The sequence below is a fragment of the Kitasatospora sp. NPDC003701 genome, assembly GCF_053587085.1.
Genome location: NZ_JBSFNM010000097.1, coordinates 1 through 22,547, shown reverse-complemented (window position 1 = coordinate 22,547; position 22,547 = coordinate 1). Strand labels below are relative to the sequence as shown.

Genomic DNA, 22,547 nt, shown 5'->3' with positions numbered 1-22,547 from the left:
CCACCGACCAGCACCGCCGCGTCACCCAGGCCCTCACCGCCCTCGCCCGCGGCGCCCACCTCCCCTTCCTCCTCCGCGGCATCCCCGCCGAGTAGGCGAGGAGCCACCGGCGGTCATCGCGCGCGCACCCAACTGATCGCACGACGCGTGGAACAGGCCGACCCCGCGAGCCGTTCATGCGAACGCAGGGAGTGACGGCGCGACAGGAGTCCTGCCGGGGGGCGGAAGGCCGACCGGTCGTGGCGATGTGGTGGGCGGTGTCGTTCCCCGGCTGCGCAGTCACGGTGATGCTCTTCGTCTTCCTGGAGACCATCACCCGCCGGACCAGGAGCATCGGCTTCGTCGAGAAACGGCTGGGCGAGCGCGAGCGGCGGACCTTGTCGAACGTGGCCATCAACGTCTTCACCACCACGGCGAGCAGCGTCAAGGAGTACGAGCTGGAGGAACGCGCCACGCCCGTTTGGCCGCCGGCGAGAAGATCTTCGGCAGCGATCGAGCCATCGAGTGGCTCGTTCCCGCCCTGGACGCGACACGCCACATCGCGCGGTGACATGCCACTCGATGAGTCAGACGGGAGGCGGCTCCCCCGCGGGGGGAGCTTGTCCCTCCCCGCGGGGGAGGCCGCGACCGGGGATGAGCGGGGAGGTCGGAGGCCGTCGGGAAACAGCCCGCCTCCTTTCTCCCCGCTGAGGATCGAGTCGACCAGGCGCGTGGGCAGTGCCGCCCGGGCCGATTCATGGGGCGACGGTCGGCGCCCGGCCCTGCTTGACACCAACGCCCGGTGCCGAAGCGGAGGCTCGGCGCTCCGCCAACCGGACATCGGAGGCCGACCGACAGGCGGGGTGCGGTGATGTGAGCCCCTTGGATATCCGCGCCCCGACGCCTCACTCAATGATCACGTGGAAGAAGGCCACGGCGGTGACGAAGGCACCTCCGGCCGTCAGGAAGCCCGTTGCCGGAGCTGCGCCCGAGAGTACGGTGAGGATCCCGGCGGTGACGGCGCAGAGTACGCCGAGGAGGAAGATCACGGCGGCGCGTTGGCCGAGCAGGGGTCCCGGGCTGTTGTTCATGTTGCTCCCGTGGGCGGGTCTGGGGCGGCGTGCTGGTGCGCGGTGCCCGTGCACCAGGGCTGTAGGTCGCCGAGGGCTCGTCACCCCTCGCGTGATGTGGGTCACTTGAGAATCTTCGTCCTGGACCGAGGGGCGGGTGCCGGGCACGGGCCTAGAACAGCGTGTGTTGGGCCGTCAGGAAGCCGGCGCGGATCTGTCCAGGAGGAGCGGGTGTGGCACACGAGGTTGCTGGGCGTGCAGGCCGTCGACCTGCTTCGAGCAGTCCGGGCTCACGGCGTGCCGGCACCGCTGAGCACGGCCTCCAGCTGGCCGTCCTCGAGGAGGAACTGGTCCAAGCCGGTGGTGGGCACAGCGGTGACCGTGCGGCCCGGCTCGCGGCCGACGCGGAAATCGTCCGCCGCCTGCGCCAGGTCGGCTTCACCGGGGAGCCGCACCAGAAGGTCATGGGGCAGCTGATGCAGTACGGCTGGAACGTGATCACCCCCTGGTGCGCCACCGGCACGATCTTCAGGCAGGCTCGCGCCTTCGGCCGACCAGTACCCGAAGCCATGATCACAACCTTGGACAGGGACGACTCCCACGAGATCGCCACCGAGACGGTCCTCGCCGGCGCGCGGCTCTTCCACCGGCACGCCCTGGTCAAAGGCAGCTGGAACCCGGAAGGCGGCGCGAGCCTGACGACCTACTACGTGGGCGCCTGCCTTCTGACCTTCAAGGCCCAGTACCAGCGCTGGCACCGGCGCCACATCGCGCCCCGCAACCACCTGGCCGGCGACGACGCCGAGCAGGTGCTCGCAGCCCTGCCCGACCAGCGAGCCGTCGACCCGCTCAAGGCCGTCGTCCTGCGCAGCCAGGTCACCGAGGCCCTCTCACGCCTGACCGACCCCAAGGTGCGCGAAGGCCTCGTTCTGCGGGCCGCCGGCTACACCCAGGCCGAGGCCGCCGAAAGCGTCGACCTGGGCACGAAGGCCTTCGAGAGCCGGCTCGGCCGAGCCCGGGCCAGACTGCGTAACGACAGCGCGTCAGAATCCATCAACAGCTGAGGGGGGACGATGACCGTCCGAGACGATCTGACGCCGGCAGGACTCGCTGCCGATGAGGCTGTCCCCGACGCCGCCGGGTTTGATGATCTGCTGGCCTCCTCCAGTCTGGGCGCTCCGCATGTAACGGCCCTGATGGCCCCTCTGCCCACAACAGTCGGCGCACGCTTCACCCGCTACCTCGACACCGGAGCCGTCGGCGACACCGCTGACTGCGACACCGGCCCGTCACAGCCCGCCCCCACACCCCGGAGCCCCGACACGGACAACCCGGACGCCGCCGACGAGCAAGCCGTGACCGAGCACGACCACGGACCCGTGCTCTGGACCCGCAACCACGACAGCACACCGCGGCCGCGACGCCTGCTGATTCTCGGCCCCTCCGGCGTGGGCAGGGCCACGGCCGTTCGCGCCCTACTCGAGCAGTTCCTGCAGGCTCGTGAGCACAGGTACGAGCCGGCCGAGCCCGTGGAAACCGCACCCGAGCCGCTCGGAGCAGCGGTCGCCGGCCGAACACGCCCGAGCAAGACCCTGCTGGTCCTCCCAGACCCATGCGAAGCACACACTTGGCCGAGGCTGCGCGACCGCCGGGGCCGCGATGCCTCCGCACCCGAGCCACTGACAGTGGCGCTGGTCGGCTGCACGGGATCCGCCAAGACCACCTTCCTTCGGATCCTGTTCAACACGCTGGGAACCGCCGACCGCGCCTCCATGCCTCCGGAACCCGACGCGCTCTACGACGCCGCGCTCCAGGTGCTGACCACCAAGCCCTCCACCACTGGGTCCGCCGACTCCGGTGCGTTCCCGAGCCGCTCCGCCGCACTCGCACTGCGTGCTCTGAACGGCCGAGGCAATCCGCCCTCGGCCTTCGACGCGCGCCCGGACACCCGGACGCTGCTCCGCCACCAGGCAGCGGAAGCAGCCGACAGCAGGCCCTATCGACGGTGGAACAGCGACTTCCTCTTCGTCTTCCCGGACGTGCCAATCGCATCCGTCCGTTCGGCCTTCCCCGATGACTGGGAACCGGAGCCGACGGCCAACCTACGGTACGTGTACGGCCAGCGTCCGAACTTCGCCGCAGACAATCGGCTGCACGATTCACAGCCCACCGTGAAGGCACCGCTGCGCATCTTCGGTGGCCATCACGGGCCGTGGGCACCCGTTGAGCTGCCTTCGATGCCGGCCGGCCCCGTCACGGCGCCGGTCGTATCACTCACCGGCTCCGATGCTCGGCTGGTGCTCTACACCGACGGAATCCTCGAACCGCACGACCAGTCGACCTGGCCAGACCTGGCGCTCCTTCTCGACCCTCCACACCGCCCGCTTCAATCTCTCGCCGCACCCTTCGGCACCCCAGCAGCCGACGACGGCTACCCCCGCTCGGCCGGTACTTCACACCGGCCGGCCGACACCGCGCGGGCAGCCCGCCGCACCGGCACGACCAAGCCCAGCCCGCCCAGAAGGACCCGCCACCGTCCCGGGCCGAAGTCTTCGCGCCCGCACCTGCACCTCGTCACCGAGACCACCGACAGCAGCACCACGCTCCGTGCCCAGGTCCAGATGCACCTGCTCGTCTCCGGCGAGCAGCACGTCGACGTGCCCACCGAACTCGCCTACCGCTCCCACGACCCCTACGCCATCGAGCTGACCTTCACACCTGCCGGTGCGCCCCCCGTGAAGTGGGTCATCGCCCGCGACCTCGTCACCGACGGACTCACGAGCCCCGCCGGAACAGGCGACGCCCGGATCTGGAGCGACCCACCCGGGCTGTTCACCTCAGACGACGCACGCCGCGTCCACCTCAGCCTGGACTCGCCCCAAGGCCACGCCCACCTGACGATGCCTTGGGCCGATCTGGACAGATTCATCACCGCGACCCGCAAAATCGTGCCACCGGGCCGGGAACACACTCACGTGACCGCCGCATTCGACGACTTCACCGCGACCATCCACACCAGCACCCCGTCGCCACGGCCGGCAAGCCGACCGTAGCCCCCTGCCGAGACGACGACCGGCATTCCCCAGCACCACGCTGCTCCGCGAAGGCAAGCCGACTCCTGGCCTTCGCCCGGTACGGTCCCGTCCGTACGGTCCCGTCCGCACGGACCCAGCCGACGGGGAACCACGCAGCGCCGCGGGCGGGGGCCGGCGGCGGCCGGCGGGTCGTGCGCAGCGGGATGCCGTTGCCGTGGGTGACGGCGAGGGCGAGGGCGGCGCGGTGGCTGTCACGGAGCCGACGGGCGCGGGCGGCGTCTGCCAGGGCCCGCTCGTCGCGGTGTTCGGCGCCGTCACGCCGGTGCATGTTTGCCCGGCGACTGAGTGCCGGCGGCCGAAGCGCCCCGGTCGGTCACCCGCACCGCTCCCGGCGTGTCGTCCGCAAGGCCCGTCCCCCGTCACAGGTCTTCGGTCGCTTCGGTCGCTTCGGTCGCTTCGGTCGCTTGAGTCGCTTCGGTCGCTTCGGTCGCTTCGGTCACTTCCGATGCCGAGCCCCCCGGCTGAGCCTCGGCGTCCTGGCCGGACAACAGCTGGGACTGCAGCCGCAAGGCGTACTTGGCGGAGTACTCGCTGCCCAGCGCCGCGGCCCGCAGGTACCAGACCAGCGCCTGTTCAGGCATCCCCGCTTCCCGCAGGAGGTCTGCCATCTCCCGGACAGCCCGTCGGTCCTTGTCCTCGATGCGCCGGTGCAACCACGCCACGGCGGCCTTGAGGCCCCGGTACTTGCGAAGCAGCCACACCGACTCCCGGTAGGCGTGCCACTCACCAGCCGCAGCGGCCTTTGTGAACGCGGCGACCGCCTCGTCCACAAAGCACTCGTCCTGCTCACACTTGTCCCGCAGGACCAACCCGATCTGCATGAACGCGGCCACGTCCCCACGGTCGGCCGCCTCCCGCAACCACGACAGGGCCTCATCGGGCTGCCCACTGGACCGGTACAGGTTCGCAACCCGCCACAGGGCCCCCAGATCGGGGTTCTGCTCCTTGGGCTTCCTCTGCTTCTCGGCCTCCTCGAGATAGATCTCCAGCGCCTCCTCCCGCCGGCCCAGCTCCACCAGCAGGTCGGCGAGCGGCAGCACACTCTGGCGATCCCCCTGCCGCACCGCGGCCCGGTACATGATCACCGCCTCGTCGCCCCGCCCCAGCGTCTGCAACCGCGCCGCCGCCTCCCGCCAGGCCCCCGGCTCACCGGCCGATCCCGCATCCGCGTAGAACCTCAACGCCCTGGCCGTGTCCCCCATCTCCCACAAGAGGTCGGCAGCCTCCTGCAAGGCCACGGGCCTCCCCCCTGCCGCACAGTCACGAAGCCAACTGACCGCCTCCTGCACCCGCCCGCTGCGCCGCAGGAGAGCCGCCGCCGCCCGGAGAGCACGGCTGCTACCACTCGCCAGCGCGGCCTGCTGGTAGACCCGGATCGCCTCGTTCTCCCGTCCGGTCCCCAACAGCCGCCGAGCGGCCGCCACCGCGGCGTCCGGATCACCCGCCTCCGCCAGGGTCCGCAGCCAGGAGATCGCCTCCTGCGGCTCGCCGCTCTCGGTCAGCAACGTTGCTGCCGGCTCGATGGCCTGGCTGTCGCCGGCCTCGGCCGCCCGCTGGTACCACGCCGCCGCCTCCTCCAGCCGACCCGATTGCTGGAGCAGCGCCCCGCCCATGAACAGGGTGTCGGTGTCCCCCTGCTCGACAGCCGTGTGGAACGACTCGGGGGCCAGAATCGGATAGGCCTTCCTGCTCGTCGCGAGGAACTTCGGCACCGCACCGCGGGCATTGTCCCGGGCCGTCGCCAGCCGATCGTCGAGATCGGCGAGGTCCGCCAGCCGCGCCAGTTCCGCCTTCGTGAACCTCGGCGACACATCCACCGCCGCGTCCTCGATCAGAGTGCGCACCACGGTGTCGGCCCCCGGAGTCAGGCCGCCGCTGCGGGTCAGGACACCGGCGGTGGCGGAGACCGTCCCGATCACCAGGACCGGAGCCCGACGGGAGTCGTGCAGCACGTTCCCGAGCTCGGCCTGCACCGTCCCGGCCCCCCGGTACTGAACAGGGTCCAGGTACCGCTCCACCCGGTCCAGCCAGACCACCGTCCTCGGACCGGCCTGGGCCAGCCCCTGGACGACCTGCGTGCCGTCGAACGGATCCGCGGGATGCCACAGCCGCCAGCCGGCGGGAATCCCCCGCAACGCCTCCCAGCAGCTGCGCGTCTTGCCCGCCGCCTGCGGTCCTCGGACGATGACCATCCCACTCCGGCCGGCGACCGCCCTGCCGACGACGACCTCGATCGCCTGGTCGTGCTGACGCCGGACGTACGGAACCAGGGCAGGCAGCGTCCTGCCGCCCCTCGGCAGGACGAACGCCTCCCGCACGCCCAGAGCCAACGGATCCGCCTCACCGACCGCGCACCCGTACGGGCGCGCCGCAGCGGCCTGAACCCACAGCTCCCCCGCCTGCTCGGCCGCCGCCGCCGGGTCCAGCCCCGCCATCACGGCCAGGATCCCGGCGACCGCCACCGCGTCCTGCTGCAGCCCGAGCTCCGCCGACCACAACAGCCGGGACACGCTGTCCCGTCCGGGAGCCGCTTCCAGCGAATCGTCCAGCAGGACAGCGGTCGCGATGTCGTCCAGCGACGGCACACCCGCCCCCAGGTACAGCTGGTACAGCCGGTCCTTGAACTCCTTCACCGGCCCCGGCCGGACCCACGCCCGGGCCCGGGGCCTGCGCCCTCCCCGCCCTCCGCCCGCACCCCTGGCGGCCGGAACCGGGGACGCCGCGGACGCGCCCCGCACCGGCGACGCCTTGCGCGACGAGCCCCCGACCGTCCCTGCCCGCACCCGCGGCCGGCGACCGGGCTGAACACGCCTCCACACCTCTTCCCACACCTCGGGCCCGTACCCGGCGGCCGGCGACCCGTCGAAGTCCCCGATCACCCGCATGAAGACACAGAACACGGTCTCGGTCGGAACCGCCCCGGGACGCATCGCATCACCCAGCGTGCTTCGCGACAGCACAAGACCCAACGCCCCGGCACGCTCCTCCACCGACCGCAGCGAAGGCCTGCCGCTCAACGCCCGCGCCACGCACATCAGCTCACCGAGCTGATGCACCTCGCACACCCCGGCCGGCTCCACCCAACGGACCCCGGAGAGCGACACCTGCGACGGCGTCCCCTCCCACAGGCGCTCCGCCTTCCGAAGATCGGACGAACCGGCCCCGCACGCCTCGACATACGCCCGCACCACCTCCAGCCGCGGCCGCCGTTCACCCGAATCCGCCCGGCACAACGTCGCCGCCGACACCCCGCACACCCTCGCCATCGCGTCATAGGTCTTTCCGCTGCGCGCGCTCAGCTCCTGGAGGAAGCGCGCGAGATCCTCCGCGACCGCTCCAGGGGCAACCGCCTTCTTCGGCCTTCCCACGTGGCACGCTCACCCGCGCCGACGTCCAGCGGCCAGTGCCGCCACAAGCCGCCTCACCAACTCGGCCGCCGACAGCACCGCGGTGCTCGACAGCGCGATGACGGCCTCCGTCGACAGCCCGATGGCCGCCAGCACCACGACGGCCGTGAGCACCGCGACAACCAGCAGGGCCACGGTTGCCGGCACACCGCCGCCCTCGTCATCCGTACCACCAGGCCCACGTCGCACACCCATTCGAACCCCTCCCGGGCCGCAGCCCTGATGCCTCGCCCCGGCGGGAGCCGCTGCTCCTGCCGGTCTGGGGCGCAAGTCTTGACCACCCCGCAACCCGGCGCAGTCAAGAGGGCCGACGATTTCGCCAACCTTCTGCAAGAAATTTCACCGACCGCGATGGATCACCGCAGATCAGGACCCTGTCGTGATCCCCCAGGACTTCGCCCGGCAGCCCCCGTCCGGCTTTTGCCCTGGCGCGCACGCCGACTTCGGCTTCTTGCGCGACTGTCCGGAATACGACGCAACAAAACGGCGTCCCTGCTGTGGCATTTCCGCAGGTCAGTGCCATAACAATCCATTGGGCCCCGAAACGGTGTCCGGTCTGCGGCCGCCGTATCCGGGACAACGCCACCGTCCGCCACGCCGGTCCGGCCAGTGGCACTACCCCTCCCGGTCGGGGTCCACCCACGCGGCATCAGCGGCACCGTCGCCCACGCGCTGAACATCGACACCGGGCGGCAGGGGTTCCAGCGCCGTACCGGACAGGAGCCGGCCGGTCAGGGCTCGATGTGCGCCGTGACGTACTGGTCGCCGGGCTCACCGGCCGACGTGGCCACAGCCGCCCAGCCCGCGAAGCCGCGGACGCCGGCGGGGAGCGCTCCGAGTACGCGGCGGTGGAGTGAGCCGATCGCGGCATACCGGACTCTCGTGGCACATGATCAACCGGTGACGGACGGGCGATACAGGCCGAGAGCCGCGCGGGAGCACAGGTGTTCTGCCCCGTGTGCCATCGGTTCTGCCTACCCTGTTGAGACGCCGGCCTGTTGGCACTGGGCGGGGTTCTGGTGGCAGCCGGCGGTGTCACGGCGGTGGCTCTTGCCCGTGACTCGGGAGCCGTTGTGGTCCCGGAGAACGTTCCTCTGTCTCCGGAGATGCAGAGGTACGTCCAGGACCCGGCAGCTTTCGAGGAGTACCTGCGCGCGCACCCGCCGAAGCCGTTCATGGGCGAAATCAAGGAGCGGGGCAGCGGAGCCGAGCAGCGCTGCCCCGACTACGGCAGCAACCGGCCTGGGCGCCCGCTTGTCACGAAACCGTCGGCTGCGGGCTCATCGCACGCTCGTACAGCTTCTCCCGCGCCCGCTTGAGCAGTTCGGCGGCCTTCTTCCGCGACGCCTCCTCCGCCTTGTCGAGCGCGCCCGGGTAGTCCGCGGACATCCCCAAGCCCGCGCCGTAGTCGACGTCGACCGTCAGACGCAGATTCCCGTCGCAGATACCCGACTTGAAGCTCAGCTGGTCGACCGGCCCGGGGATGGTGTCGGTGAGCGGGTGCCGGACCGACGACTGGTAGCCCTCCTGACCGAGCCCCCCGCCGTCGGTCATTTCGAACTTCCGGGTCTCGGTCGGCTTGGGCCCGCCGAGCGGGGACCTGGCGATGTCCGCCTCGACCTCCAGCCAGTGGCAGCCGCGGGCCGCCCGGAAGACCGTCGCATCGATGCTCACCCGCCAGTCCTCCGATGCCGGACCGCCGTCGTAGCTGCAGCTGAGCGTCTTGGACGGGTCACTCGCAATCCCCGCGCTCGTCACCGGTATGGAGCTCCTCAGCTGCCCTGGCAGGCCCGGATCGCCCACCACCGCGCAGAGGTCGCCGACCGTGCGGTACCAGCCGACTTGCTGGGCCTTGCTGTCACTGCTGCCACCGCCGCACGCGGTGAGGAGAACGAGGCCGGCGGCCACAAGGGCAACCGCGCCGGTACGGGAGGTTCGGTTTCTACTCGTCACAGCGCCAGGCTAGAGCCCGCACCTCGTCGGCGTCCCGGGTCGGAGAACATCAGTGACACCATCATCGGGACCGGCACCGACGCCCACTGACTCGGCAGCATGGCGGGATCCGCTTCGCCGCTACTGCTGGGGGGCAGCAGCCGGTTCACCGTCCGGCGTCCACTCGCATGCAGGTTCCTCGCTATGAGGAGCGTGGTGACCAGCCGGCCCGGTTCCGGGACGGTCCGAGGCGACAGCAGGTTGCAGTTGGCGATGATGACGGACTCGCGGCCGGCACGGACAGCGATGGTGAACGCGAGTCAGTCCGGGGCGAGGCCGGCGTCCTGACCCCCTGAACCGCTCCCGGCTCACCATCAGACGCACGCACGCTGACGGCCGGGTCCCTCATGTCGCATTTCCCGTCCAGGCCTGGACTGATGGGCGGCGCCTGTGAACTCGTCACTGCCGTATCCGGGGTGACAGCCGTCACAGCGAAGATTCCAAGATTCTTTGTCAGTCCGGCCCGATCCCGGGGCTGGAGGTAGAAGCTGCTGTCGCAACTACCTGAAAGGCTCCGGTTCCATGAACGGCCTCCACCTGGTGTCGCCCAGACAAGAGACGACTCGCACCGAGATCAAGTCCGTACGCCACCTGGGTGGTCGCACGTACGAGGTGACTGCAGAGCGGACCGAGACGCGGGTGGGTGAGCTCTCACTGGAGGTTCATCACCACGACGAAGTGCCGCGGCTCATGGTCCAGATGGCGTACCAGGAGGGCCGGAGGCTCCCCACTGGCGGGCGGCTCAATCTCGACGTCTCTCCGAAAGGCGGGACGTATCTCCTACGGGAGGTGAGGTACCGGGACGAGCGTGTCTCGGTGGTTGTTCGCTGCGGAGCCCCGTCTCCCGTACCCAGCCGGTCGGTGCTGATCTCGGCATTCGAGGCCCGAGAAGCCGCGATCGAGGGCCGCGACGACGTGATCGATGCCTTCAGTACGACATGGCTACGGCTGCCACCTCGCCAGGCGGTGCGATGGCGCGAGGCCGTGTCCCAGGCTCTGCTTGCCGACTGGAGCTCCATCATCAGCAAGCATGCGGCGGAGGATTCCGTGCTGAGCCTGCTCAAGGCAGAGACGCGGCGCGCGCACGTGCAGCTCCAGCCCGTATGGATGCGCAAGACCGGTGGCCACCGGGTTCACCTGCTGGACAAGCCAGTGGCCGGCGGCCTGAAGCTCGCCGATCTGATCACCGACCACCGTCTGCCGGAGGACACCCTGCTGTCCAGGATCGCGGACAATCCTGGCATCGAGGCAGTCCTCCGCTCGCTCCAGCCGGCCGAGCAGAGGGTTGCCGCCATGTGGGCCCTCCATCCAGATCTCTCCTGGGCGCAGGCAGCGGAACTGGCCGGAGCCGAAGACCCGACCGCCATGGGCAAGCGGATTTGCCGAAAGGTGAAGCGGCTCGGTGGCCAGTACACCGCTCGCGCCCTCGCTCGAGCGGAGGTGACCCGATGAGGGAGCTTCTCCACGCTGCACTGCCCGAGTTCCTCGGCGGCCTGGCCGCTGCCCTGGCCTTCGCCGCTGGCACCGCAGGGGTCCGCGCGATCCGGGCCCGGCTGAGGAAGTAGCCGAGGACGCCTGATCGGGTCGACTCGTCGGCCCGCTTTTGTGGGGCGCGGGGGGCGCTCGAAGGAGTGGTCCGGGGGCTCTGGTGGACCCCAGAGCCCCCGGCCACTGCTTGGTGTGCCAACTCTGATCTTTCCAGGAGCAGGCGGCAGGGCTGTCCCTGGTGATGTGTCCTTCTCGCCAGGCCTGCTCGTAGATCTCTTCGGTGGGGTCCCCCATGGGGTCGTCCATCCGGGACCACTGCCGCTTCTTCCGGCAGGCGCGGGAGCCTGACCGGAGCGTTCGGCGGGACGCTGCGGCGGGTGTCCGCCCAAAAGTGGTTGGACGCTCGTCGCGCGGGTGGTCCCGTCGGGGCCGGTGGTCAGCGGGCGGACCAGACCGGGCAGTCGGCCGTGTGGCGGGTCAGCATCACCACGGTCCCGCCATCCGTGACCTGCCGGTCGCGTGAGGCTGAACAGCACTCCACTGGTACCGGAAGCGTCGCCCGGACGACTGCGGGAGCCTCGTCCCGGTCCGGCACCGCAGTACGCGGCCACGCGGGCTCCACGACCGGCGGCCCGGGCCGGCGAGGGGGAACCCGGCGTCGGGCCTGCCCGATGGGCACTCCGAGAGCTCGGGCGCGGGCGTGAAGGCGACGACGGTCGCGGCGTTCGGACATGGTGACACCTTGCCCCCTCCCACCCCCTCGACGCCAACGCCCCAGTGGGGCGCCCCGGCCCGGCCGACCAACCCGGGCACTCACCGAGCCGACGAAGCCGGCGCTCGAACAGTCGAGAGTTGCGGGAGAGGAGCCTGTGGGCCGCGAAGCTCAGTCCTCGCCGAGTTGAATCAGGATCGCGAAGTATTCCCGTCGCTCCCGGCCACCACAGGAACGCGGCCCTGGCCGCGGTGCTCGTCGCGCTGGTGGGGGTGATGATCCAGGGCATTGCCGCGAGTGAGGGCGATGCCGTGCCTGGCTGCAGCCAGCAGCAGGCGAAGGAGATGAGGGACGACCCCCGGACCGATCACGGCCAGGGGTCCCTTCATGTGCGGCGCTTGCCGGAAGTTAGGACGGTCCGGTGCGGTGCAGCTCTGCCGCCCGGCGCAGCGCGACCTGGCGGGTGCCCGCCCAGGCCCGTGCCCCAGTGGCCTCGGCCTGCTCGGCGGCGGCGAACAGCTCGTGTACCGCTGCCCTGAGCCCTCGGCGGCGAACAGCGCGACGGCCTACGGTGCCCGGGCAAGCCTCGCTGAAGAAGTACAGACCTTGGCTTCCAGGAAACCGTCGCAATCCACGCAGCCCGATCTGCCTTACGCGCTGTGGGGCCAGCCAGCCGTCGCCGTAGGTGCTGGCGTCCTCCCCGCAAGCTCGGGGGGGAGAGAGAGAAGGCGGCCCGGGCGGTGTCCTCCCCGCGGGTGCGGGGAGGACACCGTTCGGCCGTCGACCTCCGTACCGGTCGGGCGGTCATCGTGCTGCCGCAGCCGCGGGGGGAACGAGCGTGGGCCGCCGTGCGTCCTGGCCGACGGGTGGGTGCAGCCGGTGGGCCGTCGACCTTCACCCGCCGCTAGCGGTTCGGACACGGGTCCCGGTAGGCGATGGCGGGTGCGTACCGCTGCCACTGTGCGGGGCTGATGGCGCCCGTGCTGTAGGAGCAGAGGCGGGTGGCGAGGTTGGCGGGGTCGGCGTCGAGCAGTGAGACGGTCTGGCTGGAGGCCACGAGGAGGGTGGGGCCGGTCGCCACGAGCGCGACCGCCCGGATCGTGTTGCCACTCGGGTTGGCGACGGAGGCCACCCGGACGGGGGCGGTGGGGGTGCGGACGTCCCAGAGTTCCAGCGTGTTGCTGTTCCAGATGGTCATGAGCGTGCCGCTCTGGGCGAATTCGATGCCCTTGACGTCCTGCACCGTCTGGATGGTCGTTCGGGGGCGGGGGTGCTGCGGGTCGGCGATGTCCCAGAGGGAGACCGTGTTCCCGCTGTTGCCGCCGGCGGCGAGCAGCCGGTTGTCGCTGCTCAGTCCCAGGGCGTCGTTGAAGGCCCCGGGCACGGTCACCCGCGAGGTCGGCTCGCCGCCGCCGGTGAAGTGGAACAGCTCCAGGGCCGCGCACTTGCAGGTGGTGTCCGGTGAACTCGTGACGGCCAGGACGGTACCGGCCGGGGTGCCCCGGGAGAGCGCGGAGCCCAGGTTCAGCGCGTCACCGGGGTCGGTGACACCGTCCGGGGGTTTGATCGCCGAGGAGCCGGTGCGCCTCGGCTTCGCCGGGTCGGTGACGTCCCACCACTCGAAGCCGGTCCGGCTCGCCAGGTAGGCCGTGCGGCCGTGGTTCAGCACGCCCGCGTCGTGGCCGCCGGAGTCCGGGGCGGGGATCGAGCCGGCCTCCGCCGCGTCGAGCGTGTCGGTGACCCGCCACAGGTGGAGCGCCCCGCCACGGATCACCGCCATCAGCCGGCCGCCGTCGTCCCAGGTCACTCCGAGGGTGATGATCACGTCACCGACGCCGGACGGGGTGGCGGGGAAGTCGGCGGTGCCCAGGGAGGCCGCCTTGGCCGGGTGGTTCGGATCGCTCACGTTCCAGAGCTGGACCTCGCCCTCCCAGCCGATGGTCAGCAGCGCGCCCGCCCGGATGAACGCGGTGCTCCGCACCGAGACCGGCAGGGTCGCCAGGAGGGCGGGGCCCGCGGCCGGGGAGAGGTCCCAGATCCCGACGGACTGCGTGCGCGGGGTCGGCACCGCCGCCGCCTGCTGCGGCGCGGCCATCAGGTGTCCGTCCGGGCTGAACGACCAGGACGGGAGACCCCCCGGCAACCGGGCCTCGTCGACCTGCCGCGCCGGGGAGCGCCACCGGCGCACCACGCCGTCGTCGCCCGCGGTCACCAGCCCGCCGCCCACGGTCGCGGCCATGGCGAAGAGGCCGGCGGCCGTCTTGATGCAGGTCGACTCCGCGGACCCCAGGGTCAGCTCCTCCGGGGCCACGGAGGCGACGCACAGATCGCCCTTGGGGTCCTTCACGTCCGTCCCGCCGTAGGCCAGCCGGCGGCCGTCCCGGCTGAAGGCCACCGCGCTCACGTTCGCGGAGCCCTCCATCGCGACCCTGACGGCGTCGGGGTGGGCCGGGTCCCCGACTCGCCAGAGACCGACCTCCCGCTGGCTGCCGGCGGCCAGCATGCTGCCGTCGGGGCTGAACGCGATCGACTTGTACCCGGTGTCGAGGGCGGCCGGGTTGGCCGGGTTCGCCGGGTCGGCGACGTCCCACAGCTGGGTCTTGCCGCCTTGAACGGTGGTGGCGAGCAGGTGTCCCTGGGACGAGAACGCGACGGCGGCGAGGGCGTTCGGCCCGAGGCCGGTCGGGTTGCGCAGCCGGGTGAGCTGCTCGGGCGCGGTGGGCCGGGCGATCGACCAGAGGCGGGTGTCGCCGTTCCCCGAGGCCGACGCGAGCAGCGTGCCGTCCGCGCTGACGGCCATGGCGGGGACGCTCGTCTTCTCCTCCGCCGGGTCGGTCGGAAACGGCAGCCTGGCCGCGACCACGGGCTTCGCGGGGTCGGCGAGGCTCCACAGGCACAGGCCGCCGTCGTGACCGCAGGCGGCCGCCAAGTGGGACCCGTCCGGGGTGAGGGCGATGCCCGTCGGAGCGGCCTCGACGGTCGACCGGAGGACCGGTGCGGCCGGGTCGGTGAGGTCCCAGACCCGCACCGCCCCGTCCTCGTTCACGGCGGCGGCCAGCGGCGCACGGGCGGCGGTCGCAAGGACGAGGACCGCGCCGCCGGCCTCGCCGACGACGCTGTTCAGCAGCGAGCCGCCCAGGTCGTACAGCTGGGCGGCGGCCTCCTGGGTGGGGGACGTCCGGTGGGCGGCGATCGCGAGCCGGGTAGCCAGCCCGGGATCGGTGCCGCCGAGGGCCTGTGCGCGTGCGGCCAGGTCCTTGGAGTCGACGATCGCGGTCTGCCGCTCGGTGGCCGCCTGCTCCCGCTCGGTGGCGTCCATCTGTCGTACGGTGAGCACACCGCCGGTTCCGGCGGCCAGCAGCGCCACGCACAGCGCCCCGGCCACCAGCCGCCACCTCCGGCGGCGCGACCGGCGGTGGAGGCGCCCGCGTTCCAGGTAGTCCCGTTCGGCCTCGTTCAGATACCCGACCGGGCCGCGCAACCAGGGCTGGGCGCCCGCCAGCGTGGTCCTGTTCGGCAGCAGGTCGCGGTCGCGCCCGCCGCGCTCCCAGCGGTCCCGGTCGTGCCGCAGGACCTCCCGCCAGGCCAGGAACGCGCGGTCCTCCTCGACCCAGGCCCGCAGCTTCTCCCAGGCGTTGATCAGCGCCTCGTGCGCGAGCTCCACCGTCTCCACGCCTTCGGCGCTGCGGCCGGTGACCAGCAGTCGCTCGTCGGCGAGCCGCCGGGCGATGCGCCACTCGTCCTCGCCGAGGTCGGTGCGCAGCGCCGTCCGGCGGGTGGCCGCCAGCGAGCCCAGCGGGACCCTGGCGAGGTGGGTGAAGAGGCGGCGGGCCACCTTCTCCTCGTCCGGCGAGACCGTCCGTTGCAGGGCGTCGTCGGCGTAGGCGCCCAGTGCGCCCCGTACGCCGCCGAGCGCCTCGTAGGCCTGGTGGGTCAGCAGACCGGCGTACTGGCGGTGCCAGAGCAGGTCGAGGGTGAAGCCCAGCAGCGGCAGCGCGCCCGGCTCGGCGCCGGTGTCGTCCAGCAGGCGCTCGGCCAGGTTGGGCGCGTAGCGCACCCCCGCGACGGCGTCGACCGGCGCGGTGACGACCTCGTGCAGCTGCTCGCGGCTCATCGGCCCGAGCGCGTAGACCTGCCGGCCGATGACCGGGCCGAGCAGCGGATGGGCGAGGGCCGCTTCCAGGAAGTCGGCCCGCAGGGTGGTCAGGACGCGGACGGTGTTCGGCAGGGTGTCGGTGAACAGCGCCGCGGCCAGTTCGTCGACGGCGGGCCGGCCTCGTGCCAGCAGCTCCTCGAACTGGTCCAGCACCAGCAGCAGTTGAGTTGCCCCGTGGCGTTCCAGGAGCCGGGGCGCGATGTCGGCCATGCCCTGGGGCCTGGCCAGCGCGGCAGCCAGGACGGGGATCCGCTCAAGACGCTGGGTCTCCGACAGCGCCGGCTCCAGCAGCGGCAGCAACGCGGCGGCCAGCGCCGACAGCGGGCTGCTGCCGGAGTCCGGCCGCAGCGTCACCGCCAGCGCCCCGGCCGCCCGGCGCCGGGGGACGACCCCGGCCATGGCCAGCGAGGACTTCCCGGAGCCGGAGGGGCCGACCACGGTGACCCAGCGCTCGCGGGCCGTCAGGACGGCGAGCTCCTCGCTCTCGGCACGCCGGCCGTGGAAGACCGGTGCGTCCGACTCCTTGAAGGAGGTCAGACTGCGGAACGGCGACGGCGGCAGGGCGAGCTCCCGCAAGGCGGGCCAGGCCGCGATCAGGCCGTCGGTGGGGATCAGGTAGCTCACCGAGGGGTCCCTCGCCTCGGCCATCGCGACCATGCCGACCACCCCGCCGAGGCGGTCGTCCCACACCGGCCCCCCGCTGAACCCCCCGGAGACCCGGTAGCCCTCGGAGACCGGGTCGACCTGCAGCAGCCCACCGCCCTGCCGGTCCCGCAGCACACCCGAGTGCCAGACCCCGTCCGACCGTCCGACCGGGAACCCGAACACCCGCACGGGGTGGTCCCAGACGTCCTCGGACCTGGACTCCACCGGCCGGACCGGGCGGGCACCGGCCGGCGGGGCGGCCAGCCGCAGCACCGCGACGTCCCCGCCGCGCTCCGGCGTCGGCGGCACCCAGTGCTCGACCACCGCCATCACGCCCACCACCGCCGGCTGGTCCGGGCCGGACGGCCGGGACGGCCCGGTCAGCAACGGCAGGTCCACGAAGACCCAGGACCCGACCCCCGGCTCGACACCCTGACCGGCGAGCGCCGCCGAGACCACGTGCGCGCAGGTGAGGGCCAGGTCCGGAGCGACCAGGAACCCCGCACCGACCGGCCTGCTCAGCGCGTCGTGGACCCGGAGCACCGCCGCGTCCAGCGACCGCGCCCCGCCCCCCTCGACGGGCCCGGTGCCCGGCGGTGTCACGGCGCGGGCTCCGCCGACACCGGCCGAACGCCCCCGCCCGCGTCGTCGGCCGGGGCCCGGCGCCAGGTCAGCGAGACCTTGAAGTTGGCCTGCGCCGAGGTGCTGGAGATCACCACGTCGGCCTCCGCGGACAGCGACAGCCCGAACTCGACGGCGATCTCGTCCGGTGCGTTGACCATCTCGCGGAAACCGTCCACGAAGTCCTGCGCCACCGGCCGCACCCCGGCCAACATCTCCCCCAGCGACCGGGTGGCCCGCGCCACCACCTGGCCCGGCCGGGCGACCTGCACCAGGCCCTCGGCGGTCTGCTCGATCTCGACCTTCACGACATCCGGCCGGCCGTCCGCCGTACCGACCGGCAGCTCAACGAGATACGCCATGTCTCCCCCTCGGGGCCTCACCGGCCCCTGTGCGTGGGTGCCCCCTGCCCCCGTGCGTGGGTGTCCCATGCCCCCGTACCGCGCCCGCCAACCCCGGCCGGAGCCGAGCGGGGCGGCGGGCCGGGGCAGCGGGCGCTCCGTACAAGGCCGAATCGGGAACCGCCTCCGGCGCGACCGGAAGCGCCGGCAACTCGCCTGCCAGTGCTTGGACTTACCGATCGCTCCCGGGCGAGGCCGGTGGAACGGAGGCCGGCCCGGGCGTGCCCGCAGTGGCCGCGTCGGGGGCACGGCCGGGGGCACAGCCGGGGCACGGCCGGGGCACGCGGCGCGCGCCACCGCGGGCCGCCGCGCCCGCTTGCGCCTCTCAGGCCGCCGCGCCCCCTGGACAGGGTGCGTCCGAGCGGGCACCGTGCGGGCGGGGGATGCCAGCCGGGGGATGTCAGTGGCGAGTGCGAGGATGCCGGCCATGATCGATCGATCCGCCATCGTCGACTACTGGGACGCCGCCGCGCCGTCCTTCGACGACGCGCCCGACCACGGGCTCAGGGCCGAGCGCACGCGTGCCGCCTGGGCGCGGACCATCGGGGCGTGGATGCCGCCCGCGCCGGCCGCCGTGCTCGACGTCGGCTGCGGGACGGGTTCGCTGTCCCTGCTCCTGGCGGCGGCGGGGCACCGGGTGACCGGGGTGGACCTGGCGCCGAGGATGATCGAGGAGGCCGGCCGGAAGGCCGCCGCGGCCGGACTGTCCGGCCGTTTCCTGGTGGGTGACGCGGCCGGGCCGCCGACCGGTGGCGAGCTGTTCGACGTCGTGCTGGCGCGGCACCTGCTGTGGACGCTGCCCGACCCCGGGGCCGCGCTGGGGGCGTGGGTGGCGCGCCTGCGGCCCGGGGGCCGGCTGCTGCTCGTCGAGGGCCGCTGGGGCGAGGCCGGGCAGTCCGGGCCGCCGTACGTGGCCGGGGCGGAATCCCTGCCGTGGAGCGGCGGAGTCGGCGCCGACCAGCTGGCGGCCGCCGTGCGACCGCTGGTCGCCGGCCTGCGGATCGAGCGGCTCGGTGCCGACGCCGACCTGTGGGGCGGACCGGTGCACGACGAGCGGTACGCCCTGATCGCCCGGGTCTGATCCGGCCCGGCGCGTTCTTCGCCGTGCCGTGGGCACGGCGCAGCCGGGACGGCGGCACGCTGCCCCCAGGCCGGGCCGGGCGGGCGCGCGCGGCTGCGGGCTCCTCGCGCACACACCGGCGGGCGGGGGGATGATGTGCATCAGGAAGCGCGAGGAGGTTCCGGCCCATGGACATCTCGCTGGCCACCGATCGGCTGATCGTCCGGGACTGGTCCCCCGACGACGCCGAAGCTGCTCTGGCGATCTACGGCTCGCCGGATGTCGCACACTGGCTGACCCCGGCGATGGACCGCGTCGTCGACGTGGCGGCGATGCGCTCGGTGCTGCAGGCCTGGCAGGAGGCCCAGCCGAACCTGCCGCCCCCGCGGGGCCGGTGGGCCGTGCAGCGCAAGGAGGACGGGGCGGTCGTCGGCGGCCTCGGCATCCGGCTGCTGCCGCCGTTCGAGGACGACCTGGAGATGAGCTGGCAGCTCGCCCCCGACGCGTGGGGGAAGGGCTACGCCACCGAGGCCGGCCGGGCCCTGATCGCCTGGGCGTTCACCCACGAGGCCGAGGAGCTGTTCGCGGTCGCGCGGCCGAACAACACCCGCGCCATCGCCATGGCGAAACGGCTGGGCATGGAGTGGGTCGGCGAGACCACCAAGTACTACGGCCTCAACCTGCAGGTCTACCGCGTCCGCCCGAGCGACTTCCACCGCTGACCCCGGCGGCCTCGGCCACCGGCCGAGCAGGCTCCACCGCTGACCCCGGCAGCCTCGGCTACCGGCCGAGCAGGCTCCACCGCTGACCCCGGCCGCCTCCCCGCCCGCCGGCACGCCCTCGGGCGGGCGCGGCACGGGTGGCCCCCTGCGGACCTACGCCTCCGCCACGAGCCGGCCGGCCGTCGGGATCGGCGGGGCGGCGGGTGCCGGGCCCAGCGTCGTCGTCCCCGGTGCGGCGCGGTGGCCGAGGCCGGTGCGGTAGACGTCCAGCGCGCGCTCGACCCGGCCGGTGCGGCGCAGCAGGTCGCCCAGGAGCCGGCAGAGGTCGGCGAGGTCGCCCGCCGCCCCGGCCCGTTCGAGCAGGGCGAGGGCGCTGACGTAGTGCTCCTCGGCGGCGTCCGGCTCGCCCCGCTCCTCGGCGATGAGCCCGAGCAGCCGGTGCGCCCCGGCGGCGTGGACGGCGCCCCGGTCCGGGCCGATCCGGTCGAGGAGGCTCCGGAGCAGGTCGTCGGCCTGCGCGTGGTGGCCGCGGCGGCGCAGGACGTCCGCGAGTTCGACGTCGACCTGGTGGGTGAACAGCTCCGCCTGCCGGGAGACCAGCATGGCGCGGGCGGTGCGCAGTTCGTCCTCCGCCCGGGCGAGGTCCCCGGCCTGGGCGTGCACGTAGCCGCGCATCCAGTGGCACTTGGCGAGGTCCGAGGTGAGGCGCAGGCGCTGGTAGAGCGCCTGCGCCTTGGCCAGTGAGGCGTCCGCCTCGGCCGCCCGGCCGTCGGCGATCAACGTCCGGGCGACGCTCCGGTGCAGCCCGGCGACCAGCGCGGGGTCGGTGGCGCCGGGTGCCAGGGCGAGCGCGAGTTCGGCGGCCTGGGCGGCCCGGGCGTGGGCGCCCATGTCCATGTAGGGGCCGATGGCGGCCGAGTACAGCAGGAGCAGCGCGTCGGGATCGTGCAGTCCGCCGGCGTTGAGCCGGTCGATGGCGGTCTCCAACAGGTAGCAGGCGTAGCGCAGTTCGCCCGCCAGCAGGTGGGCCACGGCCCGGCCCCGGATCGCGGCGGCGCGGCGCGGCAGGGGCTCGTCGGCCAGCAGGCGCTCCGCCTCCTCGAAGTGCCCCCTGGCCTCGTCGAGGCGGCCGGCCTCGAGCGCGCAGTCCCCGAGGCCGAGCAGGGCGGCGGGCCGGACGGAGTCGACGCCGTAGTGGTCGGCGCGCTCCCGGACGGCGGTGAAGCGGCGGGCCGCCCCGGCGGTGTCGCCGTCGGCGAGCGCGCCCTGGGCCTCGGTCAGCGCGAGCCCCAACTCGGTGGCCAGGTGGGCCGGTCGGCCGGTGGCGAGTTCGTCGAAGGTGACGCCGAGGCGTTCGGCGAGGTGGCGCAGCGCGGCCTCGGAGGGGTGCACCCGGCCCGCCTCGACGGTGGAGACGTAGGCCGCGGTGTAGGCCGGTTCGGCGACCATGCGCTGGGTCAAGTGCCGTTCCCTGCGCAGCCGTCGGACGCGCTGACCGATACCGGCCGGATCCTGCTCCGAGGTCATGGCCACCCCTTCCGTCGGGTTTCTGCCGTTCTTGTCCGACCCATTGTCGTGGACGCGACAGTGTTCTACATTAACTCCTCGCTTGAGTCTGATTATCCAGAGACTTAATCCCCATCGCCATGCCTCGTTCCGCCAGTGCCCCGGCCGGTTCACCCTTGTCCTGGCCGGTTCACCACCGCCCTGTCGGTTCAGCCCTGCCCTGTCGTTTCACCACCGCCCTGTCGTTCAGCCCCGCCCCTGTCGGTTCACCCCTGCCCCGGAGGTCCCCTCGTGCGTCACGGCAGATTCGCCACCACCGCCCTGGCCGGCGTCACGGCCCTGGCAGCCCTCTGCTCCTGGCCCGTCCCCGCCGCTGCGGCAGCCGCCGCCGAACCGCCCCGCCCGGCCCCGTCCGCCACCGCCGCTGCCGCCCCCGGTGGTGCGCAGCCGGGCGCCGGGCACCAGGTCGAGGTGTTCGCCGAGGACGGCAGCATCAGCCGCGCCCGGGTGCCCGCGGACTCCCCGTTCGCCTCACCCCGACCCTTGGCCGGGCCCGCGGCCGGCGACGGCACCGTCACCCCCGTCGTCCACAACGGCGGCACCGACAGCAAGCTCGACGTGGTGGTGATCGGCGACGGCTACACGGCCGCCGAGCAGGAGAAGTTCCTCACCGACGCGGCCACGAAGTGGCAGGAGATCACCGCCGTCGAGCCCTACACGACCTACCGCTCGCTCTTCAACGTCTGGGCCGTCCAGGCGGTCTCCGCCCAGTCCGGCGTCACCGGCGACCCGGACCGCGCCACCGTGCGGCAGACCGCCCTCGGCTCCTACTTCTGGTGCGAGGACGTCGAGCGGCTGCTCTGCGTCGACACCAACGCCGTCGACCGCTACGCCGCCAAGGCCCCGCAGGCGGACCTCGTCCTCGTGGTCGCCAACAGCGCCAAGTACGGCGGCGCCGGCTACAACGACGTCGTCTCCCCGCTCGGGTACTCCGGCATCGCCACGGTGTCCGGCGGCAACGACCGCTCCGGGCAGGTGGCCGTGCACGAGACCGGCCACTCCCTCGGCCTCCTCGCCGACGAGTACTACTACGACGGCCAGGGCACCTACCAGGGCGACGAGCCCACCGAGGCGAACATCACCGCGCTGACCGCCGACCAACTGCGCCGCACCCGCAGCAAGTGGTACCGCTGGCTCGGCCGGACCTCCCCCGACGGCGGGACGGTCGGGGCGTACGAGGGCGGCGGCTACTACCCGACCGGCCTCTACCGGCCGACCGACAACTCGATCATGCGATCGCTCGGCCGCGAGTTCAACCTCCCCGGTCGCGAGGCCATGATCGCCGGCTTCTACCGCTACGCCGCCACCCTCACCAGCGCGACCCCCACCACCACCCTCCTCACCCCCGCCGACCGGCTCACCATCGAGCTGCCCGCCCCCGGCACCCGGCTGCGCTGGTACCTCGACGGCTTCGAGGTGACGGCCTGGCGCGACCGCACGGCCGTCGCCGTCTCCGACCTCCACCTCTTCGGCCCGAAGAGCCTGCGCCACCGGCTCACGGCCGTCGCCACCGACCCCACACCCGCCGTGATCGACCCCGAGCTGCGCGCCTCCCTGACGGACACGCTCTCATGGAGCGTGCGGCGCTGACGACGCCGTCGGTGGAGTGGGAAGTCGGCCCGGCCGACTTCCC

General features: G+C 72.8%; 13 protein-coding genes. 6 read left to right on the top strand and 7 right to left on the bottom strand.

The features are described 5' to 3' along the window. Positions 1–884 precede the first annotated feature (884 nt). Positions 885–1,070, bottom strand: a complete 186-nt coding sequence (locus ACWDRR_RS42035) for a hypothetical protein (protein WP_449777603.1) — start codon at positions 1,068–1,070, stop codon at positions 885–887. 212 nt (positions 1,071–1,282) lie between these two features. Between ACWDRR_RS42035 and ACWDRR_RS42030 the strand changes: the two genes are divergently transcribed. Together ACWDRR_RS42030 and ACWDRR_RS42025 are read left to right on the top strand one after the other, a co-directional pair. Further along, positions 1,283–2,113 (top strand): hypothetical protein, encoded by an 831-nt coding sequence (locus ACWDRR_RS42030; RefSeq protein ID WP_449777602.1) that lies wholly within the window; start codon positions 1,283–1,285, stop codon positions 2,111–2,113. A 9-nt stretch (positions 2,114–2,122) separates the two neighbouring features. Then, a complete protein-coding gene (locus ACWDRR_RS42025; protein WP_449777601.1) occupies positions 2,123–4,102 on the top strand; it encodes an SsgA family sporulation/cell division regulator in 1,980 nt (659 codons plus the stop codon). 401 nt (positions 4,103–4,503) lie between these two features. Here the strand turns inward: ACWDRR_RS42025 and ACWDRR_RS42020 are convergent, their stop codons facing one another. From ACWDRR_RS42020 to ACWDRR_RS42010, 3 genes are all read right to left on the bottom strand, one after another. Continuing rightward, positions 4,504–7,512, bottom strand: coding sequence for a helix-turn-helix domain-containing protein (locus ACWDRR_RS42020; protein ID WP_449777600.1), 3,009 nt, complete (start codon positions 7,510–7,512; stop codon positions 4,504–4,506). 9 nt (positions 7,513–7,521) lie between these two features. Continuing rightward, the gene (locus ACWDRR_RS42015) at positions 7,522–7,686 is read right to left on the bottom strand and encodes a hypothetical protein (RefSeq protein WP_449777599.1); all 165 of its coding nucleotides are present in this window, start codon (positions 7,684–7,686) and stop codon (positions 7,522–7,524) included. A 1,122-nt stretch (positions 7,687–8,808) separates the two neighbouring features. Beyond that, positions 8,809–9,504: a hypothetical protein gene (locus tag ACWDRR_RS42010; protein ID WP_449777598.1), complete on the bottom strand. Its 696-nt coding sequence runs from the start codon at positions 9,502–9,504 to the stop codon at positions 8,809–8,811. A gap of 900 nt (positions 9,505–10,404) precedes the next feature. Here ACWDRR_RS42010 and ACWDRR_RS42005 point away from each other — a divergent pair. Next, the gene (locus ACWDRR_RS42005) at positions 10,405–10,995 is read left to right on the top strand and encodes a hypothetical protein (protein ID WP_449777597.1); all 591 of its coding nucleotides are present in this window, start codon (positions 10,405–10,407) and stop codon (positions 10,993–10,995) included. Between the two features lie 1,652 nt (positions 10,996–12,647). Here the strand turns inward: ACWDRR_RS42005 and ACWDRR_RS42000 are convergent. Then, complete coding sequence (locus ACWDRR_RS42000) at positions 12,648–17,147, bottom strand: nSTAND1 domain-containing NTPase (protein ID WP_449777596.1); 4,500 nt, start codon at positions 17,145–17,147, stop codon at positions 12,648–12,650. Further along, a complete protein-coding gene (locus ACWDRR_RS41995) occupies positions 17,144–17,527 on the bottom strand; it encodes a CU044_2847 family protein (protein ID WP_449777595.1) in 384 nt (127 codons plus the stop codon). The genes ACWDRR_RS42000 and ACWDRR_RS41995 overlap by 4 nt, the downstream gene beginning before the upstream one ends. Positions 17,528–17,993: 466 nt before the next feature. On the opposite strand from ACWDRR_RS41995, the gene ACWDRR_RS41990 reads away from it, so the two are divergent. Both ACWDRR_RS41990 and ACWDRR_RS41985 read left to right on the top strand, forming a co-directional pair. After that, positions 17,994–18,647, top strand: a complete 654-nt coding sequence (locus ACWDRR_RS41990) for a class I SAM-dependent methyltransferase (protein WP_449777594.1) — start codon at positions 17,994–17,996, stop codon at positions 18,645–18,647. A gap of 167 nt (positions 18,648–18,814) precedes the next feature. After that, complete coding sequence (locus tag ACWDRR_RS41985) at positions 18,815–19,348, top strand: GNAT family N-acetyltransferase (protein ID WP_449777593.1); 534 nt, start codon at positions 18,815–18,817, stop codon at positions 19,346–19,348. A gap of 153 nt (positions 19,349–19,501) precedes the next feature. On the opposite strand, the gene ACWDRR_RS41980 is transcribed toward ACWDRR_RS41985, so the two are convergent. After that, positions 19,502–20,875, bottom strand: coding sequence for a helix-turn-helix domain-containing protein (locus ACWDRR_RS41980; protein WP_449777592.1), 1,374 nt, complete (start codon positions 20,873–20,875; stop codon positions 19,502–19,504). A 270-nt stretch (positions 20,876–21,145) separates the two neighbouring features. Here ACWDRR_RS41980 and ACWDRR_RS41975 point away from each other — a divergent pair, with 270 nt between their 5' ends. Continuing rightward, the gene (locus ACWDRR_RS41975; protein ID WP_449777591.1) at positions 21,146–22,504 is read left to right on the top strand and encodes a M64 family metallopeptidase; all 1,359 of its coding nucleotides are present in this window, start codon (positions 21,146–21,148) and stop codon (positions 22,502–22,504) included. Positions 22,505–22,547 lie beyond the last annotated feature (43 nt).

Excerpts from the sequence above, each read along its gene's own strand:
- ACWDRR_RS42035 (WP_449777603.1), bottom strand. The coding sequence starts at position 1,070 with ATGAACAACAGCCCGGGACCCCTGCTCGGCCAACGCGCCGCCGTGATC.
- ACWDRR_RS42025 (WP_449777601.1), top strand. The coding sequence starts at position 2,123 with ATGACCGTCCGAGACGATCTGACGCCGGCAGGACTCGCTGCCGATGAG.
- ACWDRR_RS41995 (WP_449777595.1), bottom strand. The coding sequence starts at position 17,527 with ATGGCGTATCTCGTTGAGCTGCCGGTCGGTACGGCGGACGGCCGGCCG.
- ACWDRR_RS41990 (WP_449777594.1), top strand. The coding sequence starts at position 17,994 with ATGATCGATCGATCCGCCATCGTCGACTACTGGGACGCCGCCGCGCCG.
- ACWDRR_RS41985 (WP_449777593.1), top strand. The coding sequence starts at position 18,815 with ATGGACATCTCGCTGGCCACCGATCGGCTGATCGTCCGGGACTGGTCC.
- ACWDRR_RS41980 (WP_449777592.1), bottom strand. The coding sequence starts at position 20,875 with ATGACCTCGGAGCAGGATCCGGCCGGTATCGGTCAGCGCGTCCGACGG.